The organism is Ornithinibacillus gellani (assembly GCF_003730295.1).
In the GTDB taxonomy this organism is placed as follows: domain Bacteria; phylum Bacillota; class Bacilli; order Bacillales; family Amphibacillaceae; genus Ornithinibacillus_A; species Ornithinibacillus_A gellani.
The window spans coordinates 338,335-358,995 of record NZ_QTSZ01000017.1; the positions used below are offsets into that span (position 1 = coordinate 338,335).

Sequence of the window (20,661 nt, forward strand, 5' to 3'; positions counted from 1 at the left end):
CACCTCTGCAATTGCGGAGGTGTTTTTTCGTAAATTATTCTACTGTATTTAATCTTGCTTCAATCTTGGTCATTATTTCCCCAGCTTTTTGCCAATCACCTGCACCCATTGCATCACGATAAGCATCAAATAGATCTGCCAGTTCTCGTAAAGTTTCTTCAGCGCCTATGATTGGATCGCTCTCATTGTCATTACCCTGTTCCTTATCATCTGGATCTGACTTATCAGGCTTTTCCCCTTCATGTGCTGGATCAATTAAGGTTAATATTTTATCCAGTGCTTCATCAAAGGTTGCTTCCATTACAATATGATCTTCATAAGCCATAATCACCTGTTTCACCTCAGGTAAAGAGGTTTCATTAGATGATTCAATGTATACAGGTTCCACATACAATACTGTATCTTCGATTGGAATGGCTAATAAATTACCCCGAATTACCTCAGATCCACCTTGGGACCATAAATTCAACTGCTGAGAAATAACACTATCTTGGTTGATTCGGTTTTCAATTTGTTGTGGACCATAGATATTTTTTTGTTTTGGAAAACGATACACGAACATCTCGCCATAATGTTCGCCGTCATTTCTAACTCCCATCCAGGAAATCATGTTTTGCCTTTTTCTTGGTGTGTACGGCATCATAAGGATGAATTCTTCTTCATCGTATTCTGGTAGCTTCATTGTGATGAAATATGGATTCATTTCAATATCCTTATTGAAATACTTCTCTGTTGGGAATTGCCAGAAATCCTCACGATTATAGAAAATTTCTAAATTAGACATATGATACGTTCCATACATGCCTGCTTGAATCTTAAATAACTGTTCCGGATAGCGGAAATGACTTTGAACATCTTCTGGAATATCTTCGGTTAATAACTCAGGAAACATATTTTGATATGTCTGTAACAATGGATCCTCTTTATCTACAATATAAAAATGAACCTCTCCAGTATAAGCATCTACAACGGCCTTCACTGAGTTACGAATATAATTCTCTTTATTTTTATGTGGTTCCGAATACGGATAGTTCTCCGCCTTTACGAAGGCATCAATGACCCATGCCAGGCTTCCATCTTCACGTACAAAAATGTATGGATCACTGTCATAGTCAAAGAATGGCGCAATTCTTTTTACCCGATCCATAATATTACGTGTAGCTAAAAGTTGACTGTCTTTCGTAATTTGATCAGATACCAAAATCCGGAATGATTTCTCATCTAATGCGAATAACAAACGGTTTAGACCTTTTAATGGAATACCCGCTCCGTCTGCCTCAAAACGATTGGACATATTTTTATCACCGGATGGGTAATCAAATTCATCTACCTTCGAATTAACAATCACGTTTGGATATGGCTCTTCCCCAAAATAAATTTGTGGACGCTTCACATCAAGTACCCCTTCAGCCGGGATATTCTTCATCATATATTCTGGTTGTCCCTGACTGGTAACTTTATTTACATGACTCATTGCAACACCATACCCATGCGTATATCTGAGTGTGCGATTGACCCATGTCTTTGCCTGTGCTGGCAAATCATCTGTGCTTAATTCTCTAGCACCAATAAATACCTGTTCATATTTCCCATCAATCTTATAACGATCAATATCCATATCATTAAATTGATAATAAGTTCTGAACGTTTGCAACTGATTATAAATATCCAGTAGTGGACGTGCATCATTTAACCGCACGTTTCCAAGTGTCAAGCTATTTCTTTCTACCATTGCTTCATCCAGTGAATAATTACCTGGATGTTCTTTTTCCTGGATGGTATCCAACTGATATGCCGTTCTTGTAAACAAGAGATTATGCTCCAGATACGGACTTTCTTTGGAAAATTCATTCGGCGATACAATAAAGCTTTGCACAATTACAGAGGCTCCCTGCCCGAGAATGATCAATCCAAAATAAATAATGACAGGAACAACCATCATCTGCAGTTTTCCGCGAACCAATGCAATAATCATCCACAAAGAGCCAATAATTGCCGCAGCTGCGAGGATATATGCTTTCGGTATATTAATCATCTTATCTGTATAACTCAATCCATGTACGACACTGCTTTGAAAAATATTCACATGGTTTGTCAATAAGGTTTCATAAGGAGCCAGTGCATGAATACCTGCTAATAATATACCAATGATTCCAAGTGTAATACCTAAGTGCAGCTGAGCCGTTCTATTTTTTCGATACATATTAAAAACAGAATAGGCGCCAATTTCCAGCAATAAATAAAAAATTGCCATTCCTAATAGGACATAAACAATAAACTGCACGAACGGTAAAATAAACATGTAAAAGGAAATATCCATATTAAAATACGGATCTGCTTTATGAAATGATGCATGATTGAGAAGCTTTAATGTTGGCTCCCAACCAACGCCCTGTACAATACTGCTGCCAATTAAACCAATAATAATTGCCGTTCCAGCCATAATTAAGTTACTAGGCTTGCGATTATAAATGACAGGCGGCAGCTCCCTCGGGCCAAAATAACTGATGTAAGAACGTCTAATCCAATACAACGTAAAAAATGCTGTAACTGCAAAAAGCAGGAATCCAGCCGCTCCCAACAATATCTTCGTTGAGAAAATCGTTGTAAATATCGTTCCGAATCCAAGTGTGTCCATCCAAATGTATTCTGTTACCCATTTAAAAGAAAGCAGTCCAACAATTAATAATAAAAGTAAGAAACCACCGATAATAGCAAGTCTTCTTCCAAGTCGCTTTAGCTTTTGAAATTGTTTTGGACTGATAATATTGCTTGTGTCTTTATGTATATTTTTTCTAAAATCCATTACAGCTCCCCCTTCGTGTCTTCCCCATCCATCATAACAAATCATGAATGGAAATGCCTGCTTATCGTTGTACGTATCATGACCATGAAAGGTTTCAATTACCCTTCATTTTCTTAAATCATTTAACAAATTATGCGTTCCCCTGTATACTAAACCATACCATGCTTAAAGGAGAGATTATGATGGCAAAATCTAAAGCGTTAAAAATACGTGAAAAACGGATCCGTGAAGGAAGATTAAATCCAGAAATCATGCGTAGCCCATATGCACAGTTTGATTTACGAACAAGAAAAACGAAAACAAAAAAAGATATATTATATCGTACAAAATATAAGAATCGTTATCCAGGTAAACAGGAAAACGATTCTTTTTATGTTCTTTTTTATTTATTTTTTGCTAGTGCTTGGACAATTTGTTCCGCAATCAAATGTCGCTCCAAGTCTCGTGTATAATCTGCAGCGACAATATTTTGACTCCGTACTTTATCCAAGAATGCCGATATAATGTGATGAAATCCTCTTTTCTTTAAGGTTGGTTCCCAATCATCGCCACCATGGACAAACCTATTTTTATCTCGCAGGATAACCATCTCATTTACATGATGTACTTCACGTGTTTCTGCTGCGCTAAATACCTTTGCTTTTTCCTCTGTTGTACCCGCATCACGATTCATGATTCCAATTGCTGTCCCCTCTTTCGTTTCCAATTGGAGTGTGACTTGATAAAGCTTTCCATCTTGCTGGACACCCCGAATTCGGTAGTTTTCCACCTGATATGGAAACAAATGAAGCATCGTATCAATGACATGAATAAAATCGTCAAAAATAAATGTACGTGCATCATCTGGATGATTGGCACGATTTTTTTCTACAAGTACCATATTGGGTTCTTTTACTTCTTTTAAAAATTGGTACGGTGGTGCATAGCTGCGATTGAATCCCACCATCAGCAAAAGTCCTTTTTCTTCCGCTTTTTTTATCAGTCTGGTTGATGATTCCCCATCATAAGTAATTGGTTTATCTATATAAACATGAATATGATGATCCAACAGTTGATCAATGATTTCCTCATGCGAGTCTGTTGCCGTATGAACAAAGACAGCCTCCACACCACTTTGCAGAAAGTCTTCCAGATGCTGATAAGTGTGGCTAATTCTATATTTAGCAGCAACTTTCTTCAAAACTGTTTCTTTTCTTGTGCAAATATGTAATTCTACGTCCTCCATTTGCGTGAGTACAGGTAAATAAGCCTTTGCAGCAATGTCTCCGATACCAATCATTCCTATTTTCATCTCATCATCTCCCACTTATTCTGTACTTTGATTATACGCTATTTTTTCTATGGGTGTTTTTTCCATTGATATTTTTTAAATCTATACATATAATAGGAACAAATGTTCTATCATTATTGGGAGGTTGCACAGATGGATTACACAGCATACCCACGACATGATGTCCTATGCATTGATATGCGTTCTTTTTATGCTAGTGTGGAAGCAGTCAAGCTTGGCTATAATCCGATGACCGTTCTACTTGCAGTTGTCGGTGATCCAAACCGCTCCGGCAGTATCGTATTAGCAGCTTCTCCTGCCCTCAAAAGCAAGTATGGGATTAGTAATGTCAGTCGATATTTCGAGCTGCCAGATGATCCGGAACTCGTTATTGTTCCCGCCCATATGGCCGACTATCTTCATATGTCCATCGAAATAACGAGACTCTTGAATCAATATGCCCCAAAGGAGGCTATTCATCCTTATTCTATTGATGAGGTTTGGGTAACTGTCAATGGATTGGAGCATTTATTTGGCACGCCTTACCATATCGCCACCCTTATCAAACAGGACATCTTGGAAAGCTTCGGATTAACCTGTTCCATTGGAATTGGAGATAATAAATTTCTTGCCAAGGTCGTCATGGATTTGCATGCCAAAAAGTCTGGGATTGCGGAATGCCGATACGAGGATGTCCAAGAAAAATTATGGCCTTTTCCAATTGAAAAAATTTGGGGTATTGGTAGCAGAATGAAACGTAACTTAAATGGAATGGGCATCATAACACTTGGTCAGTTAGCCCGATTTGATCAAAAACAATTGAAAAAAAGATTTGGGATTATGGGAGAGCAGATGTATTGGCATGCATGGGGTATCGACCTTAGCCCTGTATTTGGAAACTTTACCAAAACGGAACAAAAAGGATTTGGCCATGGTATTTCCTTGTTACGTGACTACACGGCAAAAGAGGTCGCTGTTTGTATCTTAGAGCTCTGTGAGGAAGCCTGTCGTCGTGCGCGTACGGCGAATCAAGCCGGGAAAACCATCCATCTCGGTATTGGCTATGCCAAGGAAACAGGTGGTGGATTTAGCCGCTCTAAATCCATTGATTTGCCAACAAATATAACCATGGATATGTATCATGTTTGCATGCAATTATTCGATAACTTCTATGATGGTGAAAGCAAGATTAGACGTGTTTATGTGACCCTTGATCACCTATTTGAAAATGGTATGACCCAATTAGACTTATTTGATAATCGTCCCAAGCAGAAAGATATTGGCTTTGTCATGGACCGGATTCGTGATAAATATGGGGCGACCTCCATTCTACGTGCTGCCAGCTATACCGATGCTGGTATTACCTTGGAAAGAAGCAAGAAAATCGGTGGACATTACGCTTAATATATATCATTCGTATGTGATCTACCATGTGAAATAATAGTAGCTAGACATACACAAAATCCCGCTCATCCCCAAAAATATTTAATTGGTGGGTGACTTAAGCTAAATCTAAATCTCGCATTGCAGCAAATCCTTTCATATTGTATAAAAAACACTTGGAAAATAAGAATGAGTATGGTAAAGTAAAGAGCGGTAAATGAATCAGATAAATTCGTAAAATGTATAACCTCAATAATATGGTTTGAGGGTCTCTACCAGGAACCGTTAAATCCTGACTACACAAGTAATCCGTAGTTGGGGTTTTTTTATGTCTAAAATAATAAATAATCTTGATTGTGCAGATAGATAGAAAACAGGAGGAAAGGTCTTATGAATATCAAGGTACTAATACTTGCATTAACCGCCATCACTGTTGGGTTAGTAGAATTAATTGTTGGTGGTATATTACCGGAGATTGCGGCCGATTTACAGGTCTCCATTGGCTCGGCGGGTCAGCTTATTACGGTATTTGCATTGGTTTATGCAATTGCTGGTCCAGTGCTATTATCTCTCACCGCAAAAATGGAAAGAAAAAAGCTGTTTATGATTACATTAACCATATTTTTCTTAGGAAATATGATGACTTATTTAAGCCCAAGCTTTACATTCATGATGGTCGCCCGGGTGATTACAGCGATGAGTGCCGCACTTGTCATCGTCCTAGCACTCACCATCACTGCCAAGGTAGTACAGCCCGTGCATCGCGCAAAATCACTTGGCTTCATTTACATGGGAATTAGTTCTTCCCTTGTATTAGGTGTACCAATTGGTATTGTCATTACCAATTTCTTCGGTTGGCGAACAGTATTTCTTGGTATTGCTATTTTATCCATTGGTTCCATCCTCATGATTTATAAATTTCTGGAACCAATCCCATCTGATAAAATATTACCATTGTCGGCACAGCTTAAATCGCTAGCTAACTTTAAAATTGTTGGTGCGCACCTAGCCATGATGTTCATGCTAGCTGGACATTATACGGTATATGCTTATTTCACACCATTTTTAGAAACAACCTTGCAGCTCAATTCGTATTGGGTAAGTATTTGCTATTTCCTATTTGGCATAGCTGCGGTCTGTGGCGGAGCGCTCGGCGGAACATTAGCTGATCGAATCGGCTCACCTAAAAGTATGATGATTGTGATCAGTTCGTTTGCCATCGTACTATTCATCCTGCCATATACCACCTTTTCATTTACACTTTTCATAGCAGCAATGATGTTGTGGGGAGCATTAAGCTGGGCATTAGCCCCGGGCATCCAAAACTATCTAATAGAGACAGATCCTGCTTCTTCCGACATTCATCAGAGCTTGAATAATTCGGCACTTCAAATCGGTATTGCTTTAGGTTCGGGTATTGGTGGTACTGTGTTAGAGCATACCAATTCTGTCGTAAGCACAGCAGGAGCAGGGGCGAGCGTTGTCGTCATTTCATTCGTCTTTGCTGCTATCTCGCTCGCTCTTCCCACACATACCAAGCAATTAGAATTATCCAAATAACATTTATAAAACCAAACAGCACTTGGACTTATTTTCATGGATCCTGTGCTGTTTTTTTGTACCCAAAAAAGAATTCCTCCCTCTATCCTTCTAACCTCTCATAAATCATTTTAAGCAGAATATCATATAACAATCTATAGAAAATCACTTCAAGCTCACCGATTTTCTACAAGGAGGGATGATTTTGGAGCATGCTTTAACTGGCTGGACCTTTTTCTGGTTTTATATTCCAATGCCCTTGTTGGTTATTTGGGCAACCATCACTTTTTTCACAGAAAGGAGAAATAATTCGTGAGTCCAACGATGATCACGTTTATCCTCTATCTACTGGTGATGATTATCATCGGTGTGATTACCTATCGAATGACACATACATTATCCGATTATATATTGGGAGGCAGATCGTTAAATAGCTGGGTAACCGCCTTCTCCGCATCTGCAAGCGACTTTAGTGGCTGGCTGCTCATTGGACTGCCGGGTGCGGCTTATGCTGCAGGATTAGGTACATGGAGCCTATGGATTGCAATTGGCTTAGCCATAGGTGCAGTTATCAATTGGCAATACATTGCGAAAAGACTTCGAATTTATACGGAATTTACCCAGGATTCTATTACATTGCCACAGTTTTTTGAAAATAGATACCGTGACCAATCCCATTTACTTCGTGTTATTTCTGCAGTATTTATTTTAGCCTTCTTTCTTTTCTATACCGCGTCAGGACTTGTCGCCGGTGCAAAGCTTTTTCAAGGAACATTTGCAGCAGATTATCATACCTCACTCATTATTGGAGCACTTATCATTGTCACATATACCTTTCTCGGCGGTTTTTTGGCGGTTAGTTATACGGACCTGATTCAAGGTTTATTGATGACCATCGCACTAGCGTTTACAGCGATTTATGGACTAATTTACATTGGCGGATTCGGTGCATTATTTAATCAGCTGGGATCCATTAGCCCAAGCCTCATTGATGCATTCGCAGATACACGATATGACGAACCAAATAGCATACTATGGCAGGCAGCTGGTCCAATCGGTGTGGTAGGCATTATTTCTGCGTTAGCGTGGGGACTAGGATATTTTGGCCAACCACATATTTTAGCACGGTTTATGGCTATACGGTCTCATAAACAGATTCCAAAAGCACGACTAATCAATGTGTCTCTTGGTTTGGTTATACCGTTATATGCTGCTTTAATCGTCGGTATGATTGGTATTGTTACATTAGATAAACCTTTGGCAGATGCTGAGCAAGTATATATTCAACTTGTACAAATTGTTTATAATCCTTGGATTGCGGGGATATTACTTGCAGCCGTATTGGCAGCAATTATGAGTACAGTAGATTCTCAGTTGCTTGTATCCTCCAGTGCACTATCAGAGGATTTTTATCGCAGGTATTTTCGAAAGCATGCGAGTGAAAAGGAATTGGTATGGGTCGGTCGTTTTTCGGTACTATTAATAGCCATTATTGCTTTATTACTAGCTTGGAATGAATCCAGTTCCGTACTGGAACTTGTGTCCTATGCATGGGCAGGGTTTGGCGCAACCTTTGGACCAGCAATCTTATTTTCATTATTTTGGCGTAGAACTACCCGAAACGGCATACTGGCTGGAATCATTGTTGGTGGCCTAACCATCTTCATCTGGCCCTTCACTGGATCGGAATTGTATGAAATGGTACCTGGTTTCATTCTCTCCAGTTTAGCAATTATTCTATTTAGTCTCATTAGCAAACAGCCTTCCGAGGACATTTTAAACGAGTATGATAAAGTGATAGATAAAATCCGTTCCTGATAGGATAGAAACTACGAATTTGAAAAATAGGCAAGGAGAGATTGTATTGGAAAACACGTTGTATGGGAATACTCCCTGTTTTTTAAATAGTAAGAGAGCTGATTGGTTGAATAGTGATGCATATGATGTCCTTATTTTCGGGGTTCCCTGGGAAGGTGCTGTCACTTGGGGAGATTACACTGGATGTGAGTTAGGGCCAAAATCGATCCGTCTACATTCTGCCCGTTATTCGGGGTATCTGCCAGAGCTGGGACATATTGATGTATTGGAGCATTATAAACTTGGGGATCTAGGTGATGTCGATGTCGTGGCAGCAAATGCTGTGGAAACGATGGAACGAATTGAAGCATTTGCCTATCAAGTATGGAAAACGAAGAAATTTCCAGTTATTTTTGGTGGTGACCATAGTATCACCTATCCCATCGTAAAAGCACTCGGTAAACAAACAAACGGTAAAATCGGGATCATTCATTTGGATGCCCATTACGATAATCACCCTGATTACCAAGGAGAACGCTATGCTAGAAACACACCATTTCATCGATTATATGAATGCGAATCCGTTCGAAATGAAAGTATCGTTCATATGGGGATACATGGCCCTAGGAATAAACCGGAAACTGGGAAATACGCAATGGAAGCTGGCGCAAAAACGATTACCATTCGCGATATTCGCCAAGCAAAATCCATTTCGGATATTGCACGTGTTGCCTATCAGATGGCAAAAGAAGATACAGAAGTCGTTTATTTATCTATTTGTAGTGATGTACTGGATTTTGCTTTTAATCCTGGTGGACCAGTCGATGGCAATGGGCTTACTTCCTTTGAACTGCTGGAGTTGGTACATGAATTTGCCAAACGCGGTATTAACGGAATGGATTTTGTAGAGGTATATCCTCCACAGGACAGAAATCATCAATCCTCTCATTTCGTCACCTATGCAGTACTTTATGCTTTAGCTGGAAATGTCATCAATTTATCCCAAAAAGAAAACGAGCGCTGACTTTGATTATCAGCGCTCGTTTTTTTGATACGTGTAGAATGAATTAATCTAACTGCTTATTCTTTTTACGCGGTCTACCAATTACTTCATATACGATTGGTACAATAACAAGGGTTAATAACGTCGAGCTTACCAATCCACCAATAACGGTGATAGCCAAGCCCTTCGAAATTAATCCGCCACCATCTTCCATCCCAAATAATAATGGAGATAATGCCCCGATTGTAGCTAGTGCAGTCATTAAGATTGGACGTAACCGGGTACCACCAGCTTCTAATATAGCTGCTCGTGTTTCCATGCCAGTTTTTTCATTACGGATCACACGGTCCACCAACACAATCGCATTGGTAACGACAATACCAATTAGCATCAAAGCACCAATCATGGCAGATACACTTACTGGCTCACCAAATATCCACAAGGCGACGAGACTACCAATCACGGTAAACGGTAGTGAGAAAAGAATTGCAAATGGTGCTAAACCACCACTAAAGGTTACGACAAGGACAAAGTAGACAATCGCAATTGCAGCTACCATTGCAACTCCTAATTGGGTAAATGCCTCTTCAATCTGTTCCGTAACACCACCGAATTCTACTTTCACACCAGCAGGTAGATCAAGTTTTTCTATCGCTTTATCAACAGTACTGGATACACCAGCTGCGTCTTTGGAATTAATATCTGCCGTTACACTGGCATACATTTTTCCATCTAGACGTTCAATCGTTTCAGGAGATTTCCCTTCCTTCACTTCAACAACATCGGCGATTTTAACCTTTGTGCCAAGCGGTGTATCTATTTCTATTTTTGTTAAATCATCGATGGTTTTATAGGAGTTTTTTTCAACTTCCACAAATACATCAACATCTGCCCCATCATGTTTCACCGTTGTAAGGGCTTCATTCGCTTGATTATCACTTAGAGCCATCCCAATTTGTGCAGCGGTCAACCCTTGCTCACTCAATTTCTTTTGGTCAGCAACAAGTGTGTATTGATCATACGCTTCCGTTAGACTTGATTCTACTTGATCCAGGTCTTTATTTTTTTCGATAGCAGGAATGATTTCATCCATTGCGGCCTGAATATCCTCTACATTATTCCCAAATACATTTAGCTCCAAGCCACTGCTCATACCGGAAAAATCAAGGCTGCCCCAATCTCCTCTTTCGGTATCTTGGTTCAAATCTTCAATTAAAAGTTTACTTTCTTCAGAGAAATTCTTAAAATCATCCTCGTATTTAATAAAAAACAAGGCGGAGTTTTCATTTATCCCCATCATGGCGCCCATGCCCATCATGCTATCTTCCCCAAGAGAGAACTGATACATCTCAACACCATCACGGTTATTAAGAAGGGATTCTGCTTCAAGCGCTACTTCCTCTGCTTGTGCTCTCGTTTGACCAGGTTCTGGGCTGTATGTTGCAATCATCATCTTCTCTTCTTCATCTGGAAGGAAACTTGCGCCAATAACCGGGATAAGAAACAAGCTTGCTACTAAAACAATTGTTGCAGATCCAAAAACAATGATTTTATGATTTAAGGACCATTCTAGAATCCCTTTATAAAAGTTCGCTAATTTGCTTTCTTTCTTTTCTTGTTTCAACTGTTCCCCATTTGTTTTTGCAACCAATCTCTTTTTGAACAAGGAGTGTGAAAGCATTGGGACAATTGTTACTGCCACAATGAGGGATGCTGCTAAGGCAAATACAATTGCCAGTGCAAAAGGTAAGAACAATTCTCCAACCATACCACCGACTAATGCAATAGGTAAAAATACGACAATGGTTACGACCGTTGAAGAGAAAATGGGAATAAACATTTGTCTCGTTGCTTCACGGATTAATTCTTTTCCTTGTAATTTCTCATCTGGCAATGACATTCTTCGGTAAATATTTTCCATAACAACAATGGAATCATCAATTACCCGGCCAATTGCAACTGTTAATGCACCCAATGTTAAAATATTTAAGGTGATATCCATTTGGTGTAAGAAGAATATCGCCATCAACAATGATAACGGAATCGACACGATCGATATAACCGTCGTTCTGAAGTTTCTCAAGAACAGTAAAATAACGATGACTGCAAAGACAATTCCAAATATAGCCTTTTCGACCATCAAACTAACAGAAGCTTCAATCGGTTCTGCCTGGTCAAAGGTAGTGGTTGCTGTAAATCCAAAGTCTGATTCGAAATCATCCAGCACATCTTTAACTTTGTTAACCACTTCAACTGTGTTAGCCTGTGGTGCTTTTACAATTTGTAATCCAATGGACTCTTCCCCGTTGGTTCTTGAAATAGATGGTGCTTTTTTCACCATTTCAATCTTAGCAAGATCACCTAACTTTACAGTAGGTACACCCATTTCAGCTTGTGCCATTTGATCACTTGACATATCACCTTCTGTTGGTAATTGGCTTTCTGCAGGGTTCTCCCCTTCAGTCGGCATGTCCCCACCATTTCCTTGATTACCCATACCAGGATTCATTGCCCCATCTGGAAGCTCCGGCATTTGCGGTGTATATGGAATTTGAACATTTTTCAAGTCTTCTAAAGATACAATATCATTGTCAATCACGACATTTTTTTCTGATTTATCAAAGGCAGTTAAACCGAGTGGAAACGTAACGCTAGATCCTTGTATAAGCTGCTCTACTGTATCCTCTGTTAATCCGTGTTCAGCTAAAGCCTTCTGATCAAACGTAAGAGATACTTCTTGAATTTGCTGACCAGCCATTTGTGCTTCTGCTAAACCATCAATTCCTTCCAGTGAAGGTAGAACTTCCTTTTCAATTAGTTCTGTTAGCTCCTCTAAAGAGCGATCCGAATCAGAAATACTCGCTGCCATGACTGGCATTGCATTAAAGCTTATCCGCATGACGTCAGGATCTGAAGCTGAGTCTGGCAAGGATAAGTTTTCTAATGCTTCCTGTACTTCCGTCGTTGCTTTATCCATATCTGAACCATAATCGAATTGAATCATGACAGAGGAAGCGTTGGCATAGGAGGAAGACATGAACAACTCTACACCATTTAAATTTTGAACACGCTGTTCAATAGGCTCCGTAACATCCTTCGCCACTACATCAGGTGCCGCTCCGGGATATGTAGTAACAACAGATAAGTTTGGCAAGGTTATGTCAGGGATTGCTTCTTGCTTCATATTCAGTCCTGAATATATCCCCATAAAAATAACGATAATCGATAAAATCCATATAGCTAATTTATTATTCAAAGAAAAATTGATAATCTTTTTCAACATTTACGCCCCTTCTACTTTATGTTTATTGTTCATAGATGAATCCTGCTTCATCATTTTATAAAGCCACGCTTCACTAGCTTTAACTGCAGTTCAAAATGCTTGGCCACTTCTTCATCCGATAATTCCTGTGCGAACTTTAACATTAATGCCTGTATCATAATCGTCATTGTAATCTGTAGCATATGAAATAATTCCTCATTATTGGCAGCATGTAAATCTTCAATTTGAATAAGAGGCAAAACATTCGACATTTGTTTGTTAAATTCCTCTAATTTGACAGTGTGCTTAAATGTTTTTTCAATCTTATAATTCATGTTTAAAAACATATTGCTATAGAAATCCCTTGTATCTTTTTCATTAATTAAAGATAATGTCGAATAAAACATTCCCGTCATTGCTGCAAACAAGTCACCATCATGTTTTTTTAACTCCGAAACAAAAACAGCCCAACGATCTTCTGTATTTTTATCTAATAAATAAAAGTATAAATCGTCCTTATCCTCAAAATATTGATAGAAGCTTCCACGAGAAACGCCAGCTTCCTTTACAATATTTGCTATTAATGCATCATTTAATGGAACACGAGAAAACTCTTTCCTTGCTGCCCGAATTAAAGTAGCCTTTTTTTCTTCTGGCAGGTTAAAAAATGTTTGCTTGGGCACTTCATCTTTCCCCCTTTTTCGACTATATGACACGGTGTTACTTATTACACTTTAGCAAGTATAAATGACGCGATGTCACACGTCAAGCATTTTATCACGGATTAACTGGCTGTAGCCCCCACTTCAAGTATTTTGTTTATAACTAGAATTGTATGGGGGGCAACAGCCAGTAAAGGCCTGATTGGTTCAACTAACAATCAGTGGGGGAAGTACGAACCCCACTGATTGAAGTTTCACTTTATGACGTCATGCCACTTTTTTTAATATACTTCACAAATCTTTGGTCATAAAACCAAAATGAAATAGCTGCACCAATCATTGGTACAGCTAGTTCATTCGGTTTATTATTTACTTAAAAATTATAATAAATGAAGAAAGCTTGTTGCGATTGTAAAATAGATAAGTAAGCCAATAATATCATTCAATGTCGTAATAAATGGTCCGGAAGCAATGGCAGGATCAAATTTTAATTTATGAATAAGCAATGGAACAACTGCACCAATAACAGCAGATGCACTTAAGGTGCAAAAAATAGAAACTCCAACAATCAATCCAAGCGCAGGATGTTGATATAATAAGGAAATGATAATCGTAATAATAATCATACATGCAAGCCCCATCCATATGCCTGTTCCAAGTTCTCTCCGAATGATTTTGAACACACTATTTTTTTCTATAGTACCGAGTGCCAAACCACGTACGGAAACCGCAAGTGATTGAGTACCCACATTTCCTGCTGAATCCATAATCATTGGAATAAATGCTGCCAACAAAACAACTGACTCTAATGTGTCTTCAAATCTCCCAATAATTCCACCGGTAAGTAAACCGAAAAACATAAGCGCAATAATCCAAGGAGATCGTTTTTTGGCTGCTGAAAAAGAACCAATATGAATATCTGTAGCACCTTTCGTAGCAGATATTTCTCCAAAGTCCTCGGTTGTTTCCGCTTCTAAAATATCCATCATATCATCAACCGTAACAATCCCTAATAAATGATTTTGCTTGGAAACGACCGGCACAGCAAGTAAATCATATTTTTGGATCACTTTACCAACTTCTTCCTGATCCATCACATCAGGCACAGATATAACTCTCCTACTCATAATCTCTTCCATGCGTACATTGGGTTGGCAATAATCAAATCCCTTAAAGAAACAACCCCAACCAACTTGCCGTCTTCATCAAGAACATATAAATAATAAACAATTTCAGCATCTGGCGCTTCGTCTCTCAGCATATTCAAAACATCTGTAACTGTTTCCGTACTTGAAATACTGATTAACTCTTTTGTCATAATGGCGCCTGCCGTTTCCTTTTCATAGGAAAGCAGCTGCTGAATCTTTTTCGCTTTAGCTGTTGGTATTTGTTTTAATATATGGTCGGAGCGCTCTTTACCAATTTTTGATAAAAAATGGACAATGTCATCTGTAAACATGTGATGAAGCATTGTAGAAGCATATAGCTCATCCATTTCATCAAAATATAGTTTTTGTTTTGCAAATTTAAAACCACCAAATAAAACAGCCATTTCTTTTGGCGACAAGTATGCATACACCGTTTGCCTGTCTTTTGGTCCTAATAGAAGAAAGATATCCACCTGATCCGATGGATGTAATGCCATAAAGGTTTGTCTGAAATCAAGCATTGCTTCCGCTTGAATAGCTGTCCAAATAACCTTTGCATACTGCTCCTTCGTTTTGTCATTTAGTCTTATCATTGAAAGTACCTCCTTCGCCAGCATTTTCATTGTCCAATTGTTCATGTGAACTAGCCTAGCCCTTATCTTACCTATCTGTTTGATAACTTCCAAATTAAATGACATGATTGCGGGAAGTGTATGTATTCGGTACATAGTAAAAGCAACACGTAACCTATTTTCAATGACAGCCCAACCATTTTTCTCGTTTAATAATTATTCAATCGGGTATTACTAATAGTACGGTTCATTACACACACATTAACTAGGAGGGTTACTTTGAAACCAACCGTAAAAGAATTTCAAGATGATGTATCATTAATGAACGAGGTCAAACTACAATCGCAAAAAGGGATTTCAAAAGACAATCTGTATGTCATTTCACATGATGATGACCGAACCGAAAGAGTTGCTGATAATGTCGATGCCAATACAGTAGGCATCAACGAAGAAGGACTCGGAACAGCTGTAGGTAATATATTCCGTAAAAAGGGAGACGAGCTGCGTGAAAAGTTTAAACAGCTAGGTTTTTCTCAAACGGAAGCAAATGAATTTGAGGAAAAATTGGATCACGGGAAAATACTATTGATTATTACAAATGAATAAATAACTCAAACAGGAGGATATTTCCCTCCTGTTTTTCTTTTTTCTCATAAAGATTCATATGTTACTAATCCGCTATGAAAATTTGATTGACAGATTCCAATTAATTATATATAGTATTAATTGTTGTACATATGTCATTTGATTCCGTAGCTCAGCTGGGAGAGCGCTACCTTGACAGGGTAGAGGTCGTTGGTTCGAGCCCAATCGGAATCACTACAAAAAATGCTTAGTCTATTAGAGACTGAGCGTTTTTTGTTTTATTAACCTGTCCTCAAAAATCGTAAATGTACCAAAAATGTACCAAAAATACCACACACCGACGTTTGGACAGCATTTATGGACAAAAATAAAGGCCAATGATAATTTCGCTTCATTGGCTTTTTCATATGGAATATAATAGTTAAACCATTTAGGATGTGTTTATGTTTCCACATTGCGCATCGCTTTTCGAGCGGCGCGCTGAATCGGATCCCAGGTACCATTATATGGTGGTGCATAACTAAGATCAAGGTCTTCCAGTTCCATGATGGTCATCTGATTGAATAGAGCTGTTGCAAGTACGTCAATTCGTTTATCAATGCCCTTCTTCCCTATAACCTGTCCGCCTAATAATAATAAATTATCAGGGCGATAAGTAAGCTTAACGATAATTTCTTCGGCATTAGGATAGTAGCTTGCGATATGCTTTCCCTCCACCGTTACAGATGCATAAGGTACATCCAGCTTTTCGACATCTTTAGCAGATAAACCCGTTCTGCCTATACTTAAATTCATAAACCTTAATATGGAGGTCCCAACAATACCTTTAAAGGCACGTATTTCTCCTGCCATATTCATGCCAGCAATTCGACCTTGTTTATTCGCATTTGTTCCAAGCGGAATATAATCATCTTTTTCCTTCACCAGATGATACTGCGTAGCGCAATCGCCTGCTGCATAAATATCCTTTACATTCGTTTCCATAAATTCATTCACGATAATTGCACCATTGCCGGCTGTCTGAACAGCAGTGTTCTTCAACAAATTGGTATTGGGACGTATTCCTGTTGCAACTAATACGAGATCCGTCTTGTACTTGCCTTTATTCGTATGGATCGCAGTTACCCGGTCTTCCCCTGCAATAGACATGATATTTTCATTCAGATGAACAACTATATCATTCTTCTTCGCTTCATTAAGAATATATGATGACAATTCCGGGTCTAGAAAGCCACCAAGCTGTTCACTACGATTTATTATTCGAACATGTTTATCAAGTAATCGGAAGCTCTCCGCCATTTCAAGACCAATATAACCACCGCCAACAATGGTTATGTCGTTTACATTATTTTCCAATTGCTCCATGATTACGTTTGCATCAGGGATTGTTTTTAACGTATGAACACCTTTTAAATCTACACCCGGCCAATTTGGAACAAATGGATCTGCACCAGTAGCTATCAATAATTTATCGTAATCAAGTGTAAATGCTTGTGTGCTATTTGTATGTAATCCTGATACCTGTTTTTTAAGTGTATCAATGCTTTTCACATGATGGAATACTCTCGCATCTATCCCATATTTATTTTGAAACACGTGACGACTGCGCATCATTAGCTCTTCAGAATCGGAGACAATTCCGCTTATCGCATATGGTAAGCCACATTGGGCATAAGAATATATGCCCGTTTTCTCTAATGTAGTGATTGCCGCAGTATGATCATACTTTAAGATTTGCATTGCCGCACTCATACCAGCTGCGTCTCCACCAATTATGACATATTTCAAGGTGTATCCTCCTTATTTCTTCACAACATCCTGTAATTCTGGATGCTTTTCGATATAGCCTTTCGCAAATGGACATAAGGGGATTATTTTCTTATTTTCTTTGCGGGCAAAATCAACAACATGTCTGACAAGTTTTCCAGCAATTCCTTCACCACGTAACGCATCTGAAACCCCAGTATGATCAATGATCAACTGGTTAGATCCTACCTCAACATAGGTAATCTCAGCCAACGTTTCATCTTCATGATCACCAATATAAAATTTACGTTCAGCGTGTTTTATCTCATACATATAGCGCTCCTCCTCTTATCGACAAGCTTCATTATTATCACAAAATGGATAGTTCCCAGTTTTCCCACACCCACAAAGAATGACACGTGTCGCATGGATACTTTCAGCCTCATTTGTAATTTGCAGATCTCCACGTACATACATTTTACCTTTCGGCTCGACATGCACCGTTGTTGGGATATTCGGAGCTTCTTTGTCCCCATTATCTTTTCTTACATATTGTAATGCGCCACTTGGACATCGCTCCACAACATCTGCAATCCGAGCCGCATTTTCATTATCTGGTGAAATCCATGGACGTTTTTTTACATCGAACACCTCTGGTAAGCCATTCACACACTCTGCAGCATGAACACAACGTTCTGAATCAAATTGAACATCTATTTTTTTCCCTGTATATGTTTTAAACCCCATTTTATTTCCACCTCCTTTTTCATTATTTTTAAATCTGTGTATTTTTTCTTTCCCTATATACTACATCTTGAAACAGTATTCAGTATTGCAATGTTACTTAATCTTCAGCCAACTACCCTTTTTTCATTAGCTACTCTTTTTTACTTTTTAGACGAAGTGATAAGATCATTCCGACTGCTCCTACGATCGTTGCAATGATAAAAGCTTGTTGAATTCCTTCGATGGAGGTTTCGCTAGACTGGTCTAAAGAAGCATGACTCATTACCGACACAAGTATGGCAGTACCAATAGATCCGCCTACCATTCGAATGGTATTATTCATGGCTGTACCATGTGCAATAAGATGGTTAGGTAAATCATTGATTCCAGCTGTCATCAATGGCATCATCATCATTGAAATGCCGACCATCATTATGAAGAATATCGTTGCAATCCAGATGATAGAAGTTTCGAGAGCCAAATTTGAATATAGTAATAAAGATGCTGTAATAAAGGTAAATCCGATAATAGATAGCCATCTACCACCAAATTTATCAAATATCCTACCAGTAATTGGAGACATAAAGCCCATGATAAGTGCACCCGGCAGCAACATGAATCCAGATTCTAATGCAGTAAATCCAGCGATATCTTGTGCATAAATGGGTAGTAATGTTTGTGTACCCACCATAATGGCAAATACCAGCACAGACAAAATGGTTGTAATAGCAAATACAGGGGATTGAAATACTCGAAACTCTAACATCGGTTGTTTTAATTTTAACTGTCTCATGATAAATATACTTAAAGACACAGCACCAATATTTACTGTACAAACAACCTGTGTGCTTAACCAGCCAGTTGTACCCGCAATACTAAATCCATATAACAGCCCGCCCCATCCAAAGGTTGAGAAAACAACGGAGGCAAAATCCATTTTCACATGCTTTTGTTCGGTCACATTTTTCATAAAGCATATGGCTAATATTAAAACAATGAGGGCAACTGGCAGAACCGTGTAAAATAAGGATCGCCATGAATAATGGACAATCAACCAACCAGCTAATGTTGGGCCTATCGCAGGTGCGAAGCCTGTAACAAGACCAACCACCCCCATTGCAGACCCGCGCTTTTCAGGTGGGAAAAGAGTGAGCATTACCGTCTGCATTAATGGCATCATAATCCCAGCTCCTACCGCTTGGATTACCCTTGCAAGAAGTAATATGGAAAAGTTAGGTGCAACCCCTCCTAAGAATGTTCCAAGCGAAAAGACACTTAATGCCGTAATTAATAAGTGTTTACTTGAGAATTTTTCGATGAAAAATGCAGTAATTGGTATTAATATTCCGTTTGTTAATATAAAGGCTGTTGTCAACCACTGGGCACTACTTGGATTAATTTGAAAGTCCCCCATGATTGGTGGTATCGCAATAATAATCAACGTCTGGTTCAAAATAGTAACGAAAGATGCAGATAGTAATATCCCCACAATCAGATTTCGTTTATATGTCTGCTGTTTCATTTTTTTAACCCCTGTCATCGTGCTTATTGTTTTAAACTGTCACAAAATAATTCTATTGTGTTTATTAGAAAAGATTCTTTCCATTCATGCAGGAAATGGGATTCCCATAAAGCTGTCGAAGAAAAGAAACCAAATAAAGTTGTCAAAAAAATAATTGCTTGTGCCTCTACATCTGTTTCTTTCATTTGATTTCTCTCTTGCATCGATTTAAAGTATGACACGATTAACTTTTTCAGCTTTAATGTATGTTTTGTAATTGTTTCATGTAGTTCGGGAAAGTGATTTCTTTCCTGAATCGCAATCAAAAAGATAGACTTATTTTGATTCATCAAATGGAAATAGGCCTCAGCAATATGGGTCAAATCTGTTTGTAAATCCCAAACGATATCCGTTGTAAAACTCTTCTCAAAATGCGGGATATATGAATATTTTTCCAGGGCAGATTCAAATAATCCTAATTTATTTTTAAAGTGTCTGAATACAGTCATTTCACTAACCTGAGCGTGCTCAGCTATTTCCTTGATGGAAACGGATTGATAGCCCTTCTCTTCCATGAGCCTTAATGCTGCTTCAAGAATTTTATTTGACGTCTTGTTCATGTTCTATTCCTCCAGTTTCACCATAAATGTTAGTGACTACT

The 20,661-nt window shown here is 38.6% G+C and carries 17 protein-coding genes, 1 tRNA gene and 1 riboswitch; of the genes, 7 read left to right on the top strand and 11 right to left on the bottom strand.

Annotation, left to right across the window (positions count from 1 at the left end; translation table 11 throughout):
• Nucleotides 1–34: 34 nt before the first annotated feature.
• Nucleotides 35–2,806, bottom strand: coding sequence for a UPF0182 family membrane protein (locus DX933_RS05775; RefSeq protein ID WP_123315525.1), 2,772 nt, complete (start codon nt 2,804–2,806; stop codon nt 35–37).
• A gap of 182 nt (nt 2,807–2,988) precedes the next feature.
• On the opposite strand from DX933_RS05775, the gene DX933_RS05780 reads away from it, so the two are divergent.
• A complete protein-coding gene (locus DX933_RS05780) occupies nt 2,989–3,258 on the top strand; it encodes a hypothetical protein (RefSeq protein WP_123315526.1) in 270 nt (89 codons plus the stop codon).
• On the opposite strand, the gene DX933_RS05785 is transcribed toward DX933_RS05780, so the two are convergent.
• Nucleotides 3,189–4,097 carry a Gfo/Idh/MocA family protein gene (locus DX933_RS05785; RefSeq protein ID WP_123315527.1) on the bottom strand — a complete coding sequence of 303 codons (909 nt, stop codon included), beginning with the start codon at nt 4,095–4,097 and terminating at the stop codon, nt 3,189–3,191. The two genes, DX933_RS05780 and DX933_RS05785, sit on opposite strands and share 70 nt — an antisense overlap.
• 132 nt (nt 4,098–4,229) lie before the next feature.
• On the opposite strand from DX933_RS05785, the gene DX933_RS05790 reads away from it, so the two are divergent.
• The 4 genes from DX933_RS05790 (at nt 4,230) to DX933_RS05805 (ending at nt 9,819) form a co-directional block, all read left to right on the top strand.
• Nucleotides 4,230–5,480, top strand: coding sequence for a DNA polymerase IV (locus tag DX933_RS05790; protein WP_123315528.1), 1,251 nt, complete (start codon nt 4,230–4,232; stop codon nt 5,478–5,480).
• Nucleotides 5,481–5,678: 198 nt separating this feature from the next.
• A riboswitch (purine riboswitch) is annotated at nt 5,679–5,778 on the top strand.
• Between the two features lie 71 nt (nt 5,779–5,849).
• Entirely contained in the window at nt 5,850–7,019 is a 1,170-nt protein-coding gene (locus DX933_RS05795) for an MFS transporter (protein ID WP_123315529.1), read from the top strand.
• A gap of 291 nt (nt 7,020–7,310) precedes the next feature.
• Complete coding sequence (gene putP / locus DX933_RS05800; protein ID WP_123315530.1) at nt 7,311–8,816, top strand: sodium/proline symporter PutP; 1,506 nt, start codon at nt 7,311–7,313, stop codon at nt 8,814–8,816.
• A gap of 46 nt (nt 8,817–8,862) precedes the next feature.
• Nucleotides 8,863–9,819 (top strand): agmatinase family protein, encoded by a 957-nt coding sequence (locus tag DX933_RS05805; RefSeq protein WP_123315531.1) that lies wholly within the window; start codon nt 8,863–8,865, stop codon nt 9,817–9,819.
• A 43-nt stretch (nt 9,820–9,862) separates the two neighbouring features.
• Here the strand turns inward: DX933_RS05805 and DX933_RS05810 are convergent, their stop codons facing one another.
• The 4 genes from DX933_RS05810 to DX933_RS18810 form a co-directional block, all read right to left on the bottom strand.
• On the bottom strand, nt 9,863–13,078 hold the full coding sequence (locus DX933_RS05810; protein WP_123315633.1) for an efflux RND transporter permease subunit: 3,216 nt from the start codon (nt 13,076–13,078) through the stop codon (nt 9,863–9,865).
• Between the two features lie 53 nt (nt 13,079–13,131).
• Nucleotides 13,132–13,743 (bottom strand): TetR/AcrR family transcriptional regulator, encoded by a 612-nt coding sequence (locus DX933_RS05815; RefSeq protein ID WP_190279425.1) that lies wholly within the window; start codon nt 13,741–13,743, stop codon nt 13,132–13,134.
• A gap of 359 nt (nt 13,744–14,102) precedes the next feature.
• Nucleotides 14,103–14,828 (bottom strand): magnesium transporter, encoded by a 726-nt coding sequence (gene mgtE / locus DX933_RS18805; protein ID WP_317843081.1) that lies wholly within the window; start codon nt 14,826–14,828, stop codon nt 14,103–14,105.
• 17 nt (nt 14,829–14,845) lie between these two features.
• A complete protein-coding gene (locus DX933_RS18810; protein ID WP_317843082.1) occupies nt 14,846–15,463 on the bottom strand; it encodes a magnesium transporter MgtE N-terminal domain-containing protein in 618 nt (205 codons plus the stop codon).
• A 258-nt stretch (nt 15,464–15,721) separates the two neighbouring features.
• On the opposite strand from DX933_RS18810, the gene DX933_RS05825 reads away from it, so the two are divergent.
• Nucleotides 15,722–16,048 carry a general stress protein gene (locus DX933_RS05825; RefSeq protein ID WP_123315533.1) on the top strand — a complete coding sequence of 109 codons (327 nt, stop codon included), beginning with the start codon at nt 15,722–15,724 and terminating at the stop codon, nt 16,046–16,048.
• Nucleotides 16,049–16,188: 140 nt separating this feature from the next.
• Nucleotides 16,189–16,261, top strand: a tRNA-Val gene (locus DX933_RS05830).
• 207 nt (nt 16,262–16,468) lie between these two features.
• On the opposite strand, the gene DX933_RS05835 is transcribed toward DX933_RS05830, so the two are convergent.
• From DX933_RS05835 to DX933_RS05855, 5 genes are all read right to left on the bottom strand, one after another.
• Entirely contained in the window at nt 16,469–17,815 is a 1,347-nt protein-coding gene (locus DX933_RS05835; protein WP_123315534.1) for an FAD-dependent oxidoreductase, read from the bottom strand.
• 12 nt (nt 17,816–17,827) lie between these two features.
• Nucleotides 17,828–18,106 carry a GNAT family N-acetyltransferase gene (locus DX933_RS05840; protein ID WP_123315535.1) on the bottom strand — a complete coding sequence of 93 codons (279 nt, stop codon included), beginning with the start codon at nt 18,104–18,106 and terminating at the stop codon, nt 17,828–17,830.
• Between the two features lie 15 nt (nt 18,107–18,121).
• Nucleotides 18,122–18,520, bottom strand: coding sequence for a (4Fe-4S)-binding protein (locus DX933_RS05845; protein ID WP_123315536.1), 399 nt, complete (start codon nt 18,518–18,520; stop codon nt 18,122–18,124).
• Between the two features lie 130 nt (nt 18,521–18,650).
• The gene (locus tag DX933_RS05850; protein ID WP_123315537.1) at nt 18,651–20,021 is read right to left on the bottom strand and encodes an MDR family MFS transporter; all 1,371 of its coding nucleotides are present in this window, start codon (nt 20,019–20,021) and stop codon (nt 18,651–18,653) included.
• A gap of 23 nt (nt 20,022–20,044) precedes the next feature.
• Nucleotides 20,045–20,620 (bottom strand): TetR/AcrR family transcriptional regulator, encoded by a 576-nt coding sequence (locus tag DX933_RS05855; protein WP_123315538.1) that lies wholly within the window; start codon nt 20,618–20,620, stop codon nt 20,045–20,047.
• Nucleotides 20,621–20,661 lie beyond the last annotated feature (41 nt).

Bases quoted from the DNA above. Each gene is read 5' to 3' on its own strand.
- DX933_RS05845 (WP_123315536.1), bottom strand. From the start codon at position 18,520: ATGGGGTTTAAAACATATACAGGGAAAAAAATAGATGTTCAATTTGAT.
- DX933_RS05840 (WP_123315535.1), bottom strand. From the start codon at position 18,106: ATGTATGAGATAAAACACGCTGAACGTAAATTTTATATTGGTGATCAT.
- DX933_RS05775 (WP_123315525.1), bottom strand. From the start codon at position 2,806: ATGGATTTTAGAAAAAATATACATAAAGACACAAGCAATATTATCAGT.
- DX933_RS18810 (WP_317843082.1), bottom strand. From the start codon at position 15,463: ATGATAAGACTAAATGACAAAACGAAGGAGCAGTATGCAAAGGTTATT.
- DX933_RS05785 (WP_123315527.1), bottom strand. From the start codon at position 4,097: ATGAAAATAGGAATGATTGGTATCGGAGACATTGCTGCAAAGGCTTAT.
- DX933_RS05850 (WP_123315537.1), bottom strand. From the start codon at position 20,021: ATGAAACAGCAGACATATAAACGAAATCTGATTGTGGGGATATTACTA.
- DX933_RS05855 (WP_123315538.1), bottom strand. From the start codon at position 20,620: ATGAACAAGACGTCAAATAAAATTCTTGAAGCAGCATTAAGGCTCATG.
- DX933_RS05795 (WP_123315529.1), top strand. From the start codon at position 5,850: ATGAATATCAAGGTACTAATACTTGCATTAACCGCCATCACTGTTGGG.
- DX933_RS05780 (WP_123315526.1), top strand. From the start codon at position 2,989: ATGGCAAAATCTAAAGCGTTAAAAATACGTGAAAAACGGATCCGTGAA.
- DX933_RS05790 (WP_123315528.1), top strand. From the start codon at position 4,230: ATGGATTACACAGCATACCCACGACATGATGTCCTATGCATTGATATG.